We start from the raw sequence: 18,772 nt of genomic DNA, 5'->3' as shown, positions 1-18,772 counted from the left end.
TATTTTCCCATATCCAGACTCCGATGTAATTAGATAACATGACCAGATATGGCTTACGAGCACGTGTAATTACACTAACTCTCGCTCCCACTCTCATTATTGGTTTATTACTGAGCGGCTTTTTCTCATTTAACCGCTACCAAGACCTTGAGAAACAAGTTATCACCACTGGTAACAGCATTATTGAGCCGCTGGCGATTGCCAGTGAAACTCATCTACTATCAGAAAGCCGAGAGGCGGTACGTCGCTTGATAAGCTACGCGCACCGCAAAAACTCCAAACTGGTTCGTAGTATCGCGGTATTTGATGAACATCATGAGCTCTTTGTGACCTCTAACTTTCATCCTAATTTTGAAGCCTTGATGTTTCCCAAAGATAAACCGATCCCGCAACTGGGTAATTCGGAAATCTACGAAAACTCACTGATATTGCGTGTCCCCATTTTGTCAGAAGGTCACTACTTAGCGGAGTTGTCGAACGAAAGCCAAGGCACAAAAGCGATTGGTTACATCGCCGTCGAGTTAGATCTCTCCTCCTTGAGGCTGCAACAGTATCAAGAAGTCTTCTCTGCGTTTTTAGTTCTGGTTCTCGGTCTTGGCTTAGCAAGTGTGTTTGCTTCACGTCTAATGCACGATGTGACCCAACCTATCACCCACATGAAGAACGTTGTTGACCGTATTCGTCGTGGTCACCTTGATGTGCGTATCGAAGGCAAAATGCACGGTGAGTTAGACCAGCTAAAAAATGGCATCAACGCCATGGCGGTATCGTTATCAGAATATCACGTGGAGATGCAGCACAGTATAGACCAAGCCACGTCCGACTTACGTGAAACGCTTGAGCAGCTAGAAATTCAGAACGTTGAGCTGGATATCGCGAAGAAACGCGCGCAAGAAGCGGCCAGGGTTAAGTCAGAGTTCTTGGCGAACATGTCGCACGAGCTGCGTACTCCGCTCAATGGGGTGATTGGCTTTACTCGTCAAATGCTTAAAACGCAGCTTTCTAACAGCCAAACGGATTACCTACAGACGATTGAGAAATCGGCGAACAACTTGCTGAATATCATCAATGACATTCTCGACTTCTCGAAACTTGAAGCGGGTAAGCTGGCGCTAGAAAACATTCCTTTTGATTTCCGAGAAAGTTTAGAAGAGGTAATTAACCTACAAGCCACAAGTGCACATGAGAAAGGGTTAGAAATCACCCTAAAAGTGGACCCTAAAATTCCACCAGGTTTAGTTGGGGATCCACTACGTATCCAGCAAATTTTGACGAACTTAGTCGGTAACTCAATCAAGTTTACCGAGCGAGGCAACATTGATGTTAGCGTAGAAATGCGCTCTCAATCAGGAGACTCCGTCGAACTGCAATTCATGGTGCGTGATACCGGTATTGGTATCTCTGAGCGTCAGCAAGCGCAGTTGTTCCAAGCCTTTAGCCAAGCAGATGCAAGTATTTCACGTCGTTACGGCGGTACTGGTCTTGGTCTGGTTATCACTCAGAAACTGGTGAGCCAGATGGGCGGCGAAATCAGTTTAACCAGCCGTCTACACCAAGGTTCAACCTTCTGGTTTACGGTGCGCTTGCACTCAACCGAGATGCCAATGAGCGAACTGATTGAAGTGGAACTTCTGACTGGGAAGCAGTTACTGCTGATTGAACCAAACATGCAAGCCGCATCCGTAACCCAACAGATTCTAAGTCAGGAGGGTATTTTAGTAACCTACCGCTCTTCGCTACCAAACAACGAAGAACAATATGATTATGTACTGTTGAATTTAGCGGCCAACCAGACTCACGATGCGGAAGTTATTACACCTTGGATAGAACAAGCGAAACGCATGGCTCCGAGTGTTCTCCTAGGGACACCGAGCACCGAATTGGCGCTTGCGGACCAAATAATGACAGAGCATCACGTCCAGTGCCTGACGAAGCCATTGTCTCGCCGTAAATTGCTACAAAGCCTGATTAGCGAACATGTAGAATCGCCACCGGTATTAAGCGCTCCAATTACGCCAAGCGAAGGGGACCGTTTACCTCTCACTGTACTAGCAGTGGATGACAACCCTGCAAACTTGAAGCTGATCTCTGCACTGCTCCGCGAACGAGTAGAAACCGTCACAGCCTGTAGCAATGGCCAGCAAGCGGTGAACCTGGCGACAGAGAAAAAGTACGATTTAATCTTCATGGATATCCAAATGCCACAAATGGATGGTGTGACCGCTTGTAAGCACATTAAAGAGTTGGAGCTAAATAAAGACACGCCAGTGATTGCGGTAACGGCGCATGCCATGGCAGGGGAACGAGACCGCTTGCTCTCGGCAGGAATGGATGACTACTTGACCAAACCTATTGAAGAGCATGTGCTACAACAGGTTTTGGTTCACTGGAACCCAAATGCTTGTACAGAGAGCATTGGCAAAGTCGCCCCTTCATACGTTGATGAACCTGAAGGAAGCGCACCACAATCCGTCTCTTCACCTCAACAGGATGTAATTATTGATTGGCAAGCGGCCTTGAAACAGAGCGCGAATAAAGAGGATCTCGCCAAAGATATGCTGCGCATGTTGATTGAGTTCATCCCTGAAGTAGAAGCAGTCGTTGACCAAGCTCTGGAGCAAGAAGATATCTCTCGTGATGACCTAATTCATGTCATCCATAAGCTGCACGGCAGTAGTTCATATTGTGGCGTTCCAAGGCTGAAGTCACTCTGTGCGACGCTTGAGCAAGCACTGCGCTCAGGGATCAGTCTTGAGGAGGTTGAGCCTGAAATGTTCGAGCTGCAAGATGAAATGATTAAAGTAACAACAACCGCAAAGTTATACCTTGAACAGTGATCTATTGAAGAGAAACAAAAGCCAGAGCAAATGCTCTGGCTTTTTAGTATTTTGTTTAAGACTTACAAGCTAGGATTCAAAAATGACCGTCGCCACAGCGTAATGACGCTCATCGGAAATGGACAGGTGAATGTGGTTAACACCCATCGCATCCGCTATTTGCTTGGCTGTGCCCGTCAATGCGAGTACTGGTTTTCCAAGCTCATCGTTCGAGATGGAAAAGTCGTGAAACGTGACCCCTTTTGCGATCCCTGTCCCCAATGCTTTTGAGGCCGCTTCTTTAACAGCAAAGCGCTTAGCAAGATAACGACCTTGCAGCTTAAGCTGTGAGAATTTGGCCATTTCTTCTTCTGAAAGAATCCGCTGAGCAAAAGGTTCACCACTACGAGCTAACGCTTTTTCAATACGCTCAATTTCTGCAATGTCGGTCCCTAACCCTATAATCGCCATCTAGATAGCCCTATGACTGGCGAGCCTCAATCATCAGTGCTTTCATGTCAGCAACCGCTTTATTTAAACCATCAAATACCGCGCGACCAATGATTGAGTGACCAATGTTGAGTTCGTAAATTTCTGGTAATGCAGCAATTGGTGCGACATTGTGATAAGTCAGACCATGCCCGGCATTAACAATAATACCTAGATCATGTGCATAACTCGCACCAGCGGCAATCTTCTTCAGTTCAGCTTGTTGTTCGTCTTCTGTCGTCGCATCTGCATAGTGGCCAGTATGTAGCTCAATAAACGGAGCACCACACTTTTTCGCAGCTTCAATCTGTTGACGGTCAGCATCAATAAAGAGCGAAACTTTAATTCCCGCATCTGTCAGCTTTTTCGTCGCAGCTTTAATTTTTTCAAGCTGCCCTACTACATCTAAGCCACCTTCCGTCGTCAGTTCTTCACGCTTTTCAGGCACTAGACACACAAACTCTGGTTTAGTTTGCAGCGCAATCTCAATCATTTCGTCAGTCACTGCCATCTCTAGATTCATACGCGTTTGAATGGTTTCACGCAGAATACGTACATCACGATCCAAAATATGGCGACGGTCTTCACGTAAGTGGATAGTGATACCGTCCGCGCCTGCACGCTCTGCAATTTCAGCAGCGTGAACAGGATCCGGGTATTTTGTACCACGTGCATTACGTAGAGTGGCAATATGGTCGATATTGACGCCTAAATAAATTGAGCTCATTTTCCGTTACTCCGTGCTCTGGGGGTCTGAATGAAAAATTCACGACTTTTTAAAGGTTTGCCGCCAAGATACGGCTTTAAGGCTATACGTGTAAAGCGTTTTGCCGCTTTTAGCTGCTCTTTAGTGACGAACCGCCGCTCACTGATAGCAATCAGTTCATTCCCTAAAAACGTGAGGTTATCGCGCCTAACCGAAGCAATAAACCCTTTCTGTTCCCGGTAACGATAGGTCATTTCTGGATCGACGGGCTCGCCGGTACCTGCACAATGCAAAAAATCCACGCCATACCCCATCGCAGACAGCAAGGCTAACTCAAAACGACGCAGTGCAGGCTCAGGGTTCTCGTTGTGCGCCAACTCGGTTAACGCATGCAAATAATCATGAAATAGTGCTGGCATCGGCACTTCAGCCATCAAAATACGGCCAATCAGTTCATTGACGTACATGGCTGAGTAGAGATTAATGCCCGTTAACGGCAAACCTAGACTTATCGGCTCGGCTTGACGCAAAGTTTTCATTGAGCCTTTCCCCGACCATTTAAGTAATAGCGGGGTAAAAGGTTGCAATGCGCCTTTTAAGTTCGAACGCTTACTGCGCGCGCCTTTGGCCATTAAAGTCATTCGGCCATATTCCTCACTAAATACATCAAGGATTAAGCTCGATTCACTGTAAGGGCGTCGGTGCAATACAAAACAGCGCTGTAAACCTTCGGAAGACAGATTACTCATCTAAGTCATTGTGCCTAAAAAGTGTGAAATAAAAAATAAGGAGCCGAGCGGCTCCTTATTTTAATCGATACTGATTTTTCATCGATGTTGGAGCGAAGCACCTTCGCAGCCAAGATTATAAATCGTCTATATAACCCAACGAACGCAACGCTCGTTCGTCGTCTGCCCAGCCAGATTTCACTTTTACCCAGGTTTCTAGGTAAACTTTACGACCGAACAATTCTTCCATATCCAAACGCGCTTCGCGACCAATGGTTTTAATCTTCTCGCCGCCTTTGCCAATCACCATTTTCTTCTGACCATTACGCTCAACAAGAATCAAGGCATTGATGTGGAAACCGTCGGTTTCGGGGTTGTAATCAAAACGTTCAATTTCAACCGTTACTGAGTATGGCAGCTCTTCACCAGTAAAGCGCATCAGCTTTTCACGCACAATCTCAGACGCCATAAAACGCTGAGAACGGTCAGTCACGTATTCTTCTGGGAAGTGATGCGTTGCTTTAGGTAAGTGATTACGCACGTGCTTACGTAGTACGTCAATGTTCTTACCTTGCTTGGCAGAGATTGGCACAACATCCACGAAGTCCATCTTCTTCGACATCTCCGCCATGTGTAGCATCACGTCGTTACGATCTTGTACGTTGTCGACTTTGTTTACACAAAGCACAACTGGGAAGTTCGATTTTTGAAGTTTGGTCAGTACCATCTCATCGTCTTTAGTCCAATGCGTACCATCGACTAAGAAGAACACAAGGTTTACATCACTCAATGACGAGTTAGCAGCACGGTTCATCAAACGGTTGATCGCACGCTTTTCTTCAATGTGAAGTCCAGGCGTGTCGACGTAAATCGCTTGGTAATCGCCGTCCGTATCCACACCCATAATACGGTGGCGTGTCGTTTGCGGCTTACGAGAGGTGATCGAAATCTTCTGACCCAAAATCTTGTTCAAAAGTGTCGACTTACCTACGTTTGGACGACCAACAATAGCAATAAAGCCACAGTGTTGGTTTTCTGGCGAGCTTGGCTCACCTTGTGATGCGAAAAACGCATCGATATCGAATTCGTTATCAGCCATTTGTTAATTGCTCAAGTGCTGTTTCAGCAGCCGCTTGTTCTGCCTTGCGGCGGCTGGTGCCTTTACCGATTACAGGCTTATCCACACCTGCTACTTCGCACTCAACCGTGAACTCTTGGTTGTGCGCTTCACCTTTAATATTAGTCACTGTGTAGACAGGCAGCGGTTTTCTTCTGCCTTGTAGGAACTCTTGTAGGCGAGTTTTCGGATCTTTCTGTGAAACGCCTGGTTTAATGGCTTCAAGGCGTGACTGATACCAACTCAGTACAATGCCTCGCACAACTTCAAGATCACTGTCTAGGTAAATTGCGCCAATAATGGCTTCAACCGCATCGGCTAAAATAGAGTCTCGGCGAAAACCGCCACTCTTCAATTCACCTGGACCTAATTTTAAATAATCTCCTAGATCGAATTCACGACCCAGTTCCGCCAATGTATGTCCGCGAACCAAAGTAGCACGCATGCGGCTCATGTCACCTTCGTTCACTTTTGGGAAACGATGGTACAGATCATCAGCGATGACAAAACTTAAAATTGAATCGCCCAGAAACTCAAGACGTTCATTGTGCTTACTGTTGGCGCTGCGGTGCGTCAGCGCCAAATTGATAAGCCCGGCATCTTGAAACTGGTAGCCGAGCTTTCTCTCTAGTTTATCAATTGGAGAATTCATACTCTCTCGATATTTGAATGGTTAGTGAATGCCACCGATGCGGTTAAAACGCACACCAGTTGGAATCCATGAAGGTAGAACACTATCTGCGCCACGATCAAACTCGAAGCTGATCCAGATCGCGACAGCTTTACCGACTAAGTTTGCTTCTGGAACAAAGCCCCAGTAACGGCTGTCAGCACTGTTGTCACGGTTATCACCCATCACAAAATACTGACCTTGTGGTACAACCCACTCTGTCGTGCCGCTGCGTGGGAAATATTGCTCCACGCGGTTACGCACAAGAGGGTTAACCAAAATATTGTGCTCAACGTTACCCAATTTTTCATCCAGTTGGATCATTGGAATACCGTTCGAGCTAAACTGACTTTCTTCAACATTGCTCAGTTTAACTGGCTTACATGCCGATTCGCCTTGGCTTTGCACGCAAAGCTGCTTATCACTTGAATAACGCACGATATCACCAGGTAAACCAACTACACGCTTAATGTAGTCCACACTTGGTTGTGGTGGGTATTTGAATACCACGATATCACCACGCTCAGGCTTACCAGTTTCCACTAGCTGAGTACGCCATACTGGGTCTTTTAGACCGTACGCGTACTTCTCAACTAAAATGAAATCGCCAACCAGCAAGGTAGGCATCATTGAGCCTGATGGGATTTGAAATGGTTCGTAGATAAAAGAACGTAATACTAAAACGAACGCGATCACAGGAAAAATAGAGACGCTATTTTCAACCCACCAAGGCTGACGCTCAACTTTTTGCAAGGTCACTGCATCCAAACCATTAGACGTCTGAGCTTGAATCTCAGCCAGTTTTTCCTGACGCTTTTTCGCGAAAACCAGCTTTTCCAATAGCCAAACCACGCCAGTTACCAAAGTCGCAATAACCAACATCAGTGAGAATGTATTCGCCATTAAATTCCCTTATCTAAAAATACGAAAGTGAAAGAGCCGAAACCCTTTCACTTATTTTAATATCTAACGTCTTAAGACCGACAAGTGTGAGACAAAGTTCAACTTTAGTCTTTACCTACGTGAAGGATGGCTAGGAACGCTTCTTGAGGCAGCTCAACGTTACCGATCTGCTTCATGCGTTTCTTACCTTCTTTCTGTTTCTTCAGAAGTTTCTTCTTACGACTTACGTCACCGCCGTAACATTTCGCAATAACGTTCTTACGCAACTGTTTTACCGTTGAACGAGCGATAATGTGGTTACCAATTGCCGCTTGGATTGCGATATCAAACATTTGGCGAGGGATGAATTCTTTCATCTTCTCTACCAACTGACGACCGCGAGTCTGAGACTGATCTTTGTGTGTGATCATCGCCAATGCATCAACAGTGTCACCGTTAAGAAGAACGTCTACACGTACCATGTTCGAAGCTTCAAAACGCTGGAAGTTGTAATCCAAAGATGCGTAACCGCGTGATGTTGATTTCAGACGATCGAAGAAGTCCAGTACCACTTCAGCCATTGGAATATCGTAAGTCACAGCGACTTGGTTACCGTGATAAACCATATCAACTTGACTGCCTCGCTTTTCAACACACAGGGTGATTACGTTACCTAGGTACTCTGAAGGCACAAGGATATTACAACGTGCAATCGGTTCACGAATTTCTTCAATATCATTGATCGCTGGTAGTTTTGCTGGGCTATCAACATACAGCAGATCGCCATCCGTCTTCTCAACTTCGTAAACTACCGTTGGTGCTGTGGTGATAAGATCCAAGTCGTATTCACGCTCTAGACGCTCTTGGATGATTTCCATGTGCAACATGCCAAGGAAACCACAACGGAAACCAAAGCCAAGTGCCGCAGAGTTTTCTGGCTCGTAGAATAGCGATGCGTCGTTAAGGCTTAGTTTGCCTAGTGCGTCACGGAAGTTCTCGTAATCGTCAGAAGATACAGGGAACAGACCTGCGTAAACCTGAGGTTTAACTTTCTTAAAGCCTGGTAGCGGTTTATCACAACCATTCTTCGCTAGAGTCAGCGTATCACCAACAGGGGCACCAAGAATGTCTTTGATGCCACAAACAACCCAACCTACTTCACCAGTACGAAGGGTATCGGTATCTACTTGTTTTGGCGTAAAGATACCAAGGCGGTCTACACCCCAAACTTGGCCCGTACTCATCACTTTGATCTTATCGTTCTTCTTCAGTTCGCCGTTTTTAATACGCACTAGAGAAACAACGCCAAGGTAGTTATCAAACCATGAGTCAATGATCAGCGCTTGTAGTGGCGCATCTGGATCACCTTCCGGTGCTGGAATCGCTGACACAATGTTCTCTAGAACGTCGTCAACACCGATGCCTGTCTTCGCAGAACAGCGAGTTGCTTCCATTGCATCGATACCAACGATTTCTTCAATTTCTTCCGCTACACGCTCAGGATCAGCTGCAGGTAGGTCAATCTTGTTTAAGATTGGCACAACCTCTAGATCCATTTCGATCGCGGTGTAACAGTTAGCCAGTGTTTGAGCTTCAACACCTTGACCCGCATCCACAACCAATAGCGCACCTTCACAAGCCGCTAGAGAACGTGATACTTCATATGCAAAGTCAACGTGCCCCGGAGTATCGATGAAGTTCAGCTGATACGTCTCACCGTCTTTAGCGGTGTAGTTTAGCGTCACACTCTGAGATTTGATGGTGATGCCACGCTCACGTTCAAGATCCATAGAATCCAGAACCTGTGCGGCCATTTCACGATCGGTTAACCCGCCACAAACTTGGATTAGACGGTCTGATAGGGTCGACTTACCATGGTCGATGTGGGCGATAATCGAAAAGTTACGAATGTGCTTCATAGATTTAGGGTGACTAACTCTTTACAAATAGGGACAGTAAGAAACGCCATCTACTGACGGCATTTCAATCAAGTTGGCAGATTCTACCGAATTTCGTTAACGGGCGCACGTAATTTAAAGTACATACCCAAATAACCTTTAGTGGAGGGGGACAACACTTACTGGATTGGCTCTCCAAGTACCCTAACGAGGGTAACTTGGCGCTTAGATTCATCTTCTAACGGACGAGAAACACGTTTTGCGATCCACATTCCACCAGCGGCAAACAATACCGATGCCAATATGATGATGCCTTCCCCGCCGGCTGTCAGCGGCGCTAATAGGAAGTGACCAAACATCGCACCGATAATCAAACCAAACAATGGCAGTAAATAAACCGCCATTGCTGATTTTATTAGGCTCGACTCAGGAAAACCAATCTCGACGACTTGACCTATTTTCACCGATTTATCCGTGCGCAGGTGCCAAGATAAACTCTTGTTACCAATGGCTTTAGTAACAACGCCCGTTCCACAGCTTTTCTGTGAAGAGCAACTACTGCAACTGGTCTGCTGTTCGCAACTTAAATCAATTTCGTATTGCTTGCCGCGACGATGCACGTCTGTCACGGTAGCCAACGCGGTCATCATTGTTATTTACTCTTTGTTACATTAAATGTGACTGATTGGGCGATACGCTGTGCTGTGGTCGGTGGAATGTCTCCTACAACAGAGATTTCATGTTGACCGCTCACAAAACTGTGTAGCGTTCTTCTGCCTTGGCGAACCAACTGCCCTTTTAACGAATGCTCATCCTTGTTTGCTACGTAAACAGAGAAGCTAAACAGACCATCAGAATACAGCTGGCTCTCCACCATTTGGTTAGTAACGGCCATACGATAGCGGTTGAGCTCGTTCGGCTCGAAACCCTCAGGGATCCAACCAACCTGCCAATTACTGGTCCCAATATCGCCTTTTGGCATGGTGAGAACAGCAGGTAATTGAACATCTTGCAGGCCACTCATTAACTCTGCGATTTTTGGGTTTACCGTGTAAGAAATAGTGCGATATTGTTCAAGCATTTCACCATCGCGGTCCACAAGGTCGGCACGCAACGGCAATTTACTCTTTTCATCGATCCATAGTACGTATGAATAGCGCAGACCGTCTTTAGGAACAATACGCAGCACTTGTGTTGCCACACCAGCTTCACGAGCTCTACCCACTTTTACATAGTCGTAATACAAGTTTAGCTCATCGATATTGGTGTTGAGCATAGGCATAGTCGGAGCGACCATTTTACCTGACTCAATGGTGAACGGTTCTAAACCCGTTTCGATATAACTTACTTCAGTTCCGCGACGAATCACTTCACGCACAGGGCCACTTAAGTAGACAAGATGAGCATATTGATCGTCACCATGCGTGGCATGACGATACAGCAACGGCTCAATGCTGTTCTTTTTGATAAGGATATAAGAGAGTTCGTAACTTAAATTCTTACTCGCCTCGCTCATTTGATGCAATAAAGCCTCCGCTGGCTTGTCACCAGCAAAGGCTTGAGAAGACATCATACTGAACAGAGCGCAAGCGCTGATCAGAAATTTTTTCATTCAATATCCGGATTCAGATTTGCATCTTGTTGAGATGCATCACTGTTAATTCGTAACTGCAATTCGTAGTCTCGCAGCATAGCATGAACACGCTTGCGCTGCTCTTGCATATTTGCCTCGCCTACAGAACGTTCTACAGACTCACGAGTCAAACTCACTGGTTCTGCGCTGCCAGCAAACGGAACCGTCTGCAATACAGGTAATTGATCTGTTTGCGGCGACATTGAATCGCTACCACCGTACTGCTGTACACCTAAAATAACAACAAGCGATACACATGCAGCAACAGCAACTTGACCAAACTGCGTCAACCAACCTGGCAACTGACGTTTTGCTTTTTGCGGTTCTGGTTGCGACTCTTTTGGCGTATCCGCAATTGAGATAACATTTGCACTGTGCGAATCAAACGCACGGTGTGCAGGTTCATCTTCTAACGCTAACGCCACGCTTTCAGCAATATTCCACTCAGGTTTTGCTGGCGCTTCGCCTCGCATCACATCACCAATCAGGTGATAGTTCTGCCAAGCATCACGGCTCTCTTGGTCTTGCTCTAACTCTTGAATTAAAGCCTTATCGACCAATTCTCCATCCATGAGAGCTGAAAGTTTTTCTTTGTCAGCCATTATTTTCACCATAGTTATTACTTGTACTAGCGTTGCAAAAGAGGTCTGATTTTCTTTTCCACCGCCTCACGAGCACGGAAGATACGCGATCGTACCGTTCCTACCGGGCAATCCATCACTTCTGCAATTTCTTCATAACTCAAGCCATCGAGCTCTCGTAATGTCATTGCGGTTTTTAAATCTTCAGGTAAAGCTTCGATTGCACTGAACACCACCCGTTGCAATTCTTTGGACAACGTTAAGTTCTCAGGGTTCGATATTTCTTTAAGTGCACTACCTGTTTCGTAAAATTCAGCATCTTCAGCATCGACATCTGTCGCTGGAGGTCTACGCCCTTGAGCAACAATGTGATTTTTCGCAGTATTCACTGCAATGCGATACAGCCACGTATAAAACGCACTTTCCCCACGAAAGCTAGGGATAGCTCGGTAAGCTTTAATAAACGCTTCTTGTGCTACATCTGGTACATCGCCAGGATTACTAACGTATCTGGAAATAAGATTACATACCTTATTCTGGTACTTTGTTACCAACAGGTTGAATGCTTGCTTATCGCCATTCTGAACTCGCTCAATCAATACTTGATCGGTCAGCTGCTCGTTCATTCGAGCGGATACTCCTATTTGTTATGCCCCTACTCTTCTCAGATATGGGTACTAATTATGCAAAACGTAGTATTGACACCACTGCTTACTTGAGCACTATTGTGACCCTAACGTGAATGAGAAAGTTCCATGGTTTCTCAAGTTTTTTGTCATTGTTTTTTCACAATGTGATGTCTGTACCCAAATGACCACCGCTGCCTGACTTTAGTCTAAGTTTGACAAGCGAGCATCTTGGAGGGAAATGGGTATAATGAATGATCTCTGTCCCAGATTGTGCTGGGTCGGGCATGGAAAAGCAATGGCATTGACAAACTATTACTTTTCATTTGCATGGCTAATGGCTATCTGAACACCGCGTTACAAATTATAACTTAGGAAGCATGCTAATGCTCTGCATGAAAAAGAAGAGTGGCTCAGTCACCGCCGTAACACGGACGTCGATAGGTCTCCCAACTTAGCCCTTAGCGACAGATGTCGCGATAATGGAATGCACATGGTGTGCAAATAATACACAAGGTAACTTTGTTACCTTAGCTTGGGATTATAAAAGTTATATGAACACAAATCGTGAACATGAGTGTGATGTATTAGTGGTAGGGAGTGGCGCGGCAGGTTTGTCGTTGGCTTTGCGCGTTGCTAACCACTGTAAGGTGATGGTGCTGAGTAAAGGACCACGCAGCGAAGGGGCGACCTACTATGCTCAAGGCGGTATCGCTGCCGTATTTGATGAGTCAGACACCATTGATTCACACGTTGAAGACACGCAAATCGCCGGGGATGGTATTTGCGATGAGGAGACCGTAAGGTTCATTGCTGAGCATTCAAAAGAGTGTGTACAGTGGTTGATTGACGGTGGTGTCCCATTTGATCGTGAAGAAGATGACTCTGACGATGAACCTCGCTACCACTTAACTCGTGAAGGTGGTCATAGCCGTCGTCGTATTCTTCACGCGGCAGATGCGACAGGTATGGCGATGCAAACCTCCCTGCAAGATAACGCTCATAACCATCCAAACATTCATGTTCTCGAACGTCACAATGCTCTGGACTTAATCACCGAAGACAAAATTGGCGGTGATAAAAACAAAGTTATCGGTGCTTATATTTGGAACCGCAACGAAGAGCATGTCGAAACCGTGCGAGCCAAATTTGTGGTTCTCGCTACAGGTGGTGCTTCAAAGGTTTATCAATACACCTCTAACCCAGATGTGTCGTCTGGTGATGGTATTGCGATTGCTTGGCGTGCAGGGTGTCGTGTGGCTAATATGGAATTTAACCAGTTCCATCCGACGTGTTTATATCACCCAGAAGCACGTAACTTCTTGCTAACTGAAGCGTTACGTGGCGAAGGTGCTTACCTGCGTCGTCCAGATGGTTCTCGCTTTATGCCAGATTTCGATGAACGTAAAGAGCTTGCTCCGCGTGACGTCGTGGCTCGTGCTATCGACTTCGAAATGAAGCGTTTAGGTGCCGACTGTATGTATCTCGACATCAGCCATAAGCCTGCTGACTTTATTACGAAACACTTCCCAACCATTTATTCTCGTTTGATGGACTTGGGCATTGACATGACTAAAGAGCCAATCCCAATCGTACCTGCTGCACACTACACTTGTGGCGGTGTCATGGTGGATAGAAATGGCTGCACCGATCTGAAAAATTTGTATGCGATTGGTGAAGTTAGCTACACCGGGCTGCATGGTGCTAACCGCATGGCATCAAACTCACTTCTCGAATGCGTGGTTTATGCTTGGTCTGCGGCAAAAGATATTCTAAAACATCACACTAACGTTGAGCTACCTTCACAGGTGCCATGTTGGGATGAAAGCAAAGTAACCAATAGTGATGAAGAAGTGATCATTCAGCACAACTGGCACGAGCTTCGTCTGTTTATGTGGGACTACATGGGCATTGTGCGAACTGACAAGCGTTTAGAGCGCGCCTTACGCCGTATCCAACTGTTGCAACAAGAAACACACGAGTACTACAGCAATTTCCGAGTGTCGAACAACTTATTAGAACTGCGTAACCTTTTACAAGTAGCAGAGTTGATGGTTCGTTGTGCGATGCAGCGTAAAGAGAGTCGAGGTTTGCACTACACGCTTGATTATCCGAACCAACTGGAAAACAGCGGACCAACGATTTTGGTTCCAGCTAAACAGCTTTAACTCTACCGAGTAAACTATTCCATCAGCAGGGAGCATTAGCTCCCTGTTTCATTTCCCATTGGCGTAATACCAAAGATAGTTGACGATACTGCTCATCGTCACAGCTATCACGCCAAATCGTAACACTACGGCCAGATTGCAATTGGAATGTTATCTTGAATGGTGATGCCGATGTATCGACTCGCTGTAAATGACCCTTTTCGGACTCAATATCTTCCGAGTATTCGCCATATTCAAGGGCATCAAACCTAACCGAGCCATCGCAGTGCACATACCAATGCCCATGACTTGTAGGTTGAACAAGGCCTTGGCTTGAGAGAGCCTTAACAATCAGTAATAACAAATAAGTCGATAATACGAGCGGAATGCTAGAGAAGATAACAGCCCAAGTCATCAATAAGAAAAGTACAACATTGAGGACTCGGGCAGTCAGAGAGGGAGAAGCAGTAAAATTAACGAACTTTGCTGAGGTTATGGGCGACAATTTTATCAACCATTGCTGCATGACCTAAATTTTCGCTACGGCCATGCCCCATTAGCCAAGTAAACAGATCAGGATCATCGCATTCAAGTAAAGAAACAAAGTCACGCTGCTCTTGTTCACTCAGAGTATCAAAGCACTCTTCAAAAAACGGCATAATTACTACGTCAAGCTCAAGCATGCCTCGACGACAAGCCCATTTAATACGCGCTTTTTCTTCCGGAGTGTACATTCACTATTCCTTCATAGATGTCTTGTTGTTAGTGCGGAGTGTAACAAGGGATGTGCTACGTCACTAGTGTGCGGGTCACAATACGATAGTGAAAGCAGACAAATGTTGATTCGTAAATCGCTCCCCTAGTATCTCAAGGTTATTTGGGTATAACATAGCGGAAAAATATCTTCAAAAGGCATTGTAATTATGGAATGGCAAACTCGTTTTTCAGCATTACCTCTCTCAACTCAAGACGCACTTCCAGAGTTATCTATCTCACTGCTGGATAACTTCGGCATGATCACCATGATCGGTGACGATAAAAAATCATACTTACAAGGTCAGGTTACCTGCGATGTTGTTTCTTTAGAACAAGACCAATCAACACTGGGCGCACATTGTGATGCGAAAGGCAAAGTGTGGAGCGTGTTCCGCCTTTTCCATCATCATGATGGCTACGGCATGATCCAACCAAAATCGGCGATTGACGTAGAACTTAGTGAAATAAAGAAATACGCCATTTTCTCTAAAGTAACGATTGAAGCTTCTGATGACGTTATCTTAGGTGTCGCTGGCGTCAAAGCCGATGAATTCATTTCAACAATGAGCAAGACAACTGGCAGCGTTCGCCCAGTTGACGGTGGCACAGCAGTGCAAGTTGCACAAGATCGCTGGTTACTGATATTAAGTGCGCCAGAAGCACAGCAAATCGTTGAAACTACCGACGCTGTCTTTACGACAAATGAGCTTTGGAATCGTTTCGATATTGAGGCAGGTTTACCATTTGTCTCTGCATCCGCGCAGAATGCTCACATTCCACAAGCACTTAACGTGCAAGCTTTAGGAGGCATAAGCTTCACAAAGGGCTGCTACACGGGACAAGAAACGGTAGCACGAGCGAAGTATCGCGGTACCAATAAACGTGCGATGTATATCGTAAAAGGTGCAACTTCTGCTCCATTCAGTGACGAACCAATTGAGCTCGAACGCAGCGTAGGTGAAAACTGGCGTTCAGTAGGTGCTTTATTAAATCACTACCAGTTCAGTGACAATCACGCGATTGGCCTGATCGTGCTGCCTAATAATCTCGATGAGGACACTCGTCTTCGTTTGGTTGCGCAACCAGAATGTGAATGGACAATCGAATCACTGCCTTACAGTCTTGATGATGAGTAATACAATCAATACTCCTTTGATGCAATTTCTCACAGACCAACACATTCCGTTTCGTCTGTTACCGCATCAAAGACCAGCAACCACCATTGAGGATGCCGCGCACCAACGCGGCATTCGCCCCTCTCAAATGGTGAAAGCAATCTTGCTACGAGACATGGGTAATCAATATGCACTCGCCTGTGCGCCAGGTGATCGTAGCGTTGATCCCAAAAAAGTGCGCTCGTTACTGAAATGTCGCCGGATGACTTGTGTTGATCAAGCCGATGTTGAGTCCATCACTGGTTACAAAATTGGTACTGTCACTCCTCTGCTACTAAAACGTCATATGCCAATCGTGTTCGACCCTAGCTTACTAGAAGAACAGGAAGTCACGATCAGCAGTGGCGATCGCATGGCTGGACTGGCGCTTTCTATCCAAGATCTTATCCAATTGTGTCAGCCGACCGTAGCTGAGATCTGTCGTTAATCGTCTAAAAACAATGTAATGACACGTAGTGTTTCTATCACTGCGTGATCTCGCTCATATCTACAAAAATAGACATGAGAATTTTTAATCACATATAAAACATAAATAGTCACAAAGATAAAACTCGTATATGCTGAATTTGTTGGTTAAGTTTCAAACAAGCACTTAACCAATATAAAGTGAGTCAGCTAGCTGAGTGACAGCATTCATGCAGTTAGTTATCCACTTTTGTGTAATGCATCTGTGACTATTCGCCCGCTGAAGCGGGCTTTTTTTTACGTGGAACTTTTTCTCTTTCATTTCCTCTAATCGTTAGAACGTAAAGTGTGTTACGCGAAGCACGACCTTAATAGAAACAACTAGCAAACAACCGTTTTCGTTCTATTCTTAATTCTGTAACAAAACTATTGCTTAATGCGTCACGTAAAAAGGAGTGTATTGGGTAAGGGTTCCTTTAGAGAGGTTATTTTTGGGGTAATCCTCACGCTATTTAAGAGATGACACTGTCAAATTGTCTAAGACAACACAATTCTCTGACGCAACACCCTACATCTGTATTTAATACTATTGCTGTCACAATAATTTTCGCGTCCAGAACGTAGAATACCTAGGCTAGGTTAGATAAAAGGAAAGTAAATATGAGACTGTTTAAGCGCTATACACCAAGTATGATTGCTAAACATATAAGTCGTCTTTTTAAAGGAAGAATTTATATTTACGGGGTCGGTAGATTCGAGTTTGATAACGGTAAGTTAATACTGCCGGAGAAAGCAGAGCAACGCCATTTCCGAGCGGTCAAAGAGATCAATCAAGAAATAATGAAACTCCGATGCGCATATGCTTAGCAAAATGTTGATAAAACAAAGGCTGGATTAACCAGCCTTTTGTGTATTTGAAGTTCGCTTTGCACTTACTGACGCGCCAGATCCGGCAAGTGTCCCTTTAAACCAAGCGCGCGCTTCATGATCTCATCTTTCGCTCCCGGCAGTTGCCCCGCTAAACTTAAGCCAATGCCACGAACGAGCTTCTTAGCTGGGTTCTCGCCAGAGAACAAATCTCGAAACCCTTGCATAGTAGCGATCATCTTTGCCGCTTCCGCTTTTCGCCAACGCTCGTAGCTTCTTAGGTTGCGTTTACTGCCGATATCTTGACCCTGCTTCCAAAGTGCTAATACTTCTTGAGCAAGACTGGCCGCATCTAATAAACCTAAATTCACACCCTGCCCCGCTAATGGGTGAATGGTATGGGCCGCATCACCAACCAGCGCGACTCGCTCGACAACAAAATCTCGCGCATAGCGCATTTTCAAAGGAAACGCAGCACGCTCTCCCACTACTTCACATAGACCAAGTCGAGCATCAAACTCACTCGTCAACGCTTTATTGAAATCATGTTCACTCATCGCCACTAACTGCTCTGCTCGATTTGGCTCCGTGGACCAAACAATAGAGCACATATCTGGTTGCGACATTGGCAAAAATGCCAACGGTCCGTGAGGAGTAAATATCTGGCGCGCAATGCTGTTGTGTGGCATGGCAGTTTTGACATTCGCGACCAAAGCATGATGACCATAGTCCCAATGCGTTAATGGAATATCCATTTGATGGCGAAGCCACGAATTCGCCCCATCGGCTCCGACCACTAATTTAGCGGTCATGGCTTGGCCATTATCGAGCGTCAGCCAGCTTTCTTGCTCACCGACCGCGAGAGTCGCGCAACGTGCAGGCATAAACATAGTGACGTTATCGAGCTTTTGGACTTGTTCAAGCAGCGCAAGTTGAATCACACGATTCTCAACAATATGTCCTAAATCAGGTTGTGCCATACTTTGTGCATTAAATTCAATGCTGGCAAAGCTATCTTGTTCCCATACTTCCATGCCATGGTAAGGCGAAGCTCGGCGCTGTTCTATGCCCTGCCAAGCACCAAGTTTACGCAAAATCGTCTCACTAGAGCGGCTCAACGCAGACACACGAACATCGGGTAATTCTTTCAACGAATCATCTGGCACTTTACCTTCAATAATGGCGACACGCAGATCACTGTCTTTGAACGCGGCAGCAAGTGCCAACCCAACCATCCCTCCGCCGATGATGGCGATATCTACACTTTGCATCATTG

At 45.7% G+C, this 18,772-nt stretch carries 19 protein-coding genes; 5 read left to right on the top strand and 14 right to left on the bottom strand.

The window, feature by feature from the left end:
- Window positions 1-38: 38 nt before the first annotated feature.
- Window positions 39-2,837 (top strand): two-component sensor histidine kinase BarA, encoded by a 2,799-nt coding sequence (barA, locus tag R7P69_RS20750; protein WP_033907441.1) that lies wholly within the window; start codon window positions 39-41, stop codon window positions 2,835-2,837.
- 69 nt (window positions 2,838-2,906) lie between these two features.
- On the opposite strand, the gene acpS is transcribed toward barA, so the two are convergent.
- The 11 genes from acpS to rpoE all read right to left on the bottom strand — a co-directional run bounded on the left by acpS (window position 2,907) and on the right by rpoE (window position 12,146).
- The gene (gene acpS / locus R7P69_RS20745) at window positions 2,907-3,287 is read right to left on the bottom strand and encodes a holo-ACP synthase (RefSeq protein WP_005380927.1); all 381 of its coding nucleotides are present in this window, start codon (window positions 3,285-3,287) and stop codon (window positions 2,907-2,909) included.
- 10 nt (window positions 3,288-3,297) lie between these two features.
- The gene (pdxJ, locus tag R7P69_RS20740; protein ID WP_005380929.1) at window positions 3,298-4,032 is read right to left on the bottom strand and encodes a pyridoxine 5'-phosphate synthase; all 735 of its coding nucleotides are present in this window, start codon (window positions 4,030-4,032) and stop codon (window positions 3,298-3,300) included.
- Window positions 4,029-4,760, bottom strand: coding sequence for a DNA repair protein RecO (gene recO / locus R7P69_RS20735; protein WP_005384578.1), 732 nt, complete (start codon window positions 4,758-4,760; stop codon window positions 4,029-4,031). Before recO ends, pdxJ begins: the two co-directional genes overlap by 4 nt.
- 115 nt (window positions 4,761-4,875) lie before the next feature.
- Window positions 4,876-5,838, bottom strand: coding sequence for a GTPase Era (gene era, locus R7P69_RS20730; protein ID WP_005380931.1), 963 nt, complete (start codon window positions 5,836-5,838; stop codon window positions 4,876-4,878).
- Complete coding sequence (rnc, locus tag R7P69_RS20725) at window positions 5,831-6,508, bottom strand: ribonuclease III (protein WP_005380932.1); 678 nt, start codon at window positions 6,506-6,508, stop codon at window positions 5,831-5,833. Before rnc ends, era begins: the two co-directional genes overlap by 8 nt.
- Window positions 6,509-6,529: 21 nt before the next feature.
- Window positions 6,530-7,429: a signal peptidase I gene (gene lepB / locus R7P69_RS20720; protein WP_005380933.1), complete on the bottom strand. Its 900-nt coding sequence runs from the start codon at window positions 7,427-7,429 to the stop codon at window positions 6,530-6,532.
- 104 nt (window positions 7,430-7,533) lie between these two features.
- A complete protein-coding gene (gene lepA, locus R7P69_RS20715; protein WP_005380934.1) occupies window positions 7,534-9,327 on the bottom strand; it encodes a translation elongation factor 4 in 1,794 nt (597 codons plus the stop codon).
- 158 nt (window positions 9,328-9,485) lie between these two features.
- Window positions 9,486-9,956 carry a SoxR reducing system RseC family protein gene (locus R7P69_RS20710; RefSeq protein WP_005384575.1) on the bottom strand — a complete coding sequence of 157 codons (471 nt, stop codon included), beginning with the start codon at window positions 9,954-9,956 and terminating at the stop codon, window positions 9,486-9,488.
- Window positions 9,957-9,958: 2 nt separating this feature from the next.
- Window positions 9,959-10,918: a sigma-E factor regulatory protein RseB gene (rseB, locus tag R7P69_RS20705; protein ID WP_005380941.1), complete on the bottom strand. Its 960-nt coding sequence runs from the start codon at window positions 10,916-10,918 to the stop codon at window positions 9,959-9,961.
- Window positions 10,915-11,541: a sigma-E factor negative regulatory protein gene (locus R7P69_RS20700; protein WP_005380944.1), complete on the bottom strand. Its 627-nt coding sequence runs from the start codon at window positions 11,539-11,541 to the stop codon at window positions 10,915-10,917. The genes rseB and R7P69_RS20700 overlap by 4 nt, the downstream gene beginning before the upstream one ends.
- Before the next feature lie 26 nt (window positions 11,542-11,567).
- Window positions 11,568-12,146, bottom strand: coding sequence for an RNA polymerase sigma factor RpoE (rpoE, locus tag R7P69_RS20695; protein ID WP_005380946.1), 579 nt, complete (start codon window positions 12,144-12,146; stop codon window positions 11,568-11,570).
- A 554-nt stretch (window positions 12,147-12,700) separates the two neighbouring features.
- Here rpoE and nadB point away from each other — a divergent pair.
- Window positions 12,701-14,314 (top strand): L-aspartate oxidase, encoded by a 1,614-nt coding sequence (gene nadB, locus R7P69_RS20690; protein WP_005380947.1) that lies wholly within the window; start codon window positions 12,701-12,703, stop codon window positions 14,312-14,314.
- Between the two features lie 22 nt (window positions 14,315-14,336).
- On the opposite strand, the gene R7P69_RS20685 is transcribed toward nadB, so the two are convergent.
- Window positions 14,337-14,798 carry a protein YgfX gene (locus tag R7P69_RS20685; RefSeq protein WP_230623489.1) on the bottom strand — a complete coding sequence of 154 codons (462 nt, stop codon included), beginning with the start codon at window positions 14,796-14,798 and terminating at the stop codon, window positions 14,337-14,339.
- Window positions 14,767-15,027, bottom strand: coding sequence for a succinate dehydrogenase assembly factor 2 (locus tag R7P69_RS20680; RefSeq protein ID WP_318121679.1), 261 nt, complete (start codon window positions 15,025-15,027; stop codon window positions 14,767-14,769). Before R7P69_RS20680 ends, R7P69_RS20685 begins: the two co-directional genes overlap by 32 nt.
- Before the next feature lie 189 nt (window positions 15,028-15,216).
- Here R7P69_RS20680 and ygfZ point away from each other — a divergent pair, with 189 nt between their 5' ends.
- The 3 genes from ygfZ to R7P69_RS20665 all read left to right on the top strand — a co-directional run bounded on the left by ygfZ (window position 15,217) and on the right by R7P69_RS20665 (window position 17,496).
- The gene (ygfZ, locus tag R7P69_RS20675; RefSeq protein WP_025768842.1) at window positions 15,217-16,185 is read left to right on the top strand and encodes a tRNA-modifying protein YgfZ; all 969 of its coding nucleotides are present in this window, start codon (window positions 15,217-15,219) and stop codon (window positions 16,183-16,185) included.
- Entirely contained in the window at window positions 16,178-16,651 is a 474-nt protein-coding gene (locus R7P69_RS20670; RefSeq protein WP_005384562.1) for an aminoacyl-tRNA deacylase, read from the top strand. The genes ygfZ and R7P69_RS20670 overlap by 8 nt, the downstream gene beginning before the upstream one ends.
- 638 nt (window positions 16,652-17,289) lie before the next feature.
- A complete protein-coding gene (locus tag R7P69_RS20665; protein WP_005380970.1) occupies window positions 17,290-17,496 on the top strand; it encodes a DUF1107 domain-containing protein in 207 nt (68 codons plus the stop codon).
- 65 nt (window positions 17,497-17,561) lie between these two features.
- On the opposite strand, the gene R7P69_RS20660 is transcribed toward R7P69_RS20665, so the two are convergent.
- Window positions 17,562-18,770, bottom strand: a complete 1,209-nt coding sequence (locus tag R7P69_RS20660) for an FAD-dependent 2-octaprenylphenol hydroxylase (protein WP_025768841.1) — start codon at window positions 18,768-18,770, stop codon at window positions 17,562-17,564.
- Window positions 18,771-18,772: the final 2 nt, after the last annotated feature.

This window comes from Vibrio sp. 661 (genome assembly GCF_033339315.1).
Lineage (GTDB): Bacteria > Pseudomonadota > Gammaproteobacteria > Enterobacterales > Vibrionaceae > Vibrio > Vibrio alginolyticus.
Note: the sequence above shows the minus strand (reverse complement) of the source record. Positions and strands in the feature narration are given on the sequence as shown.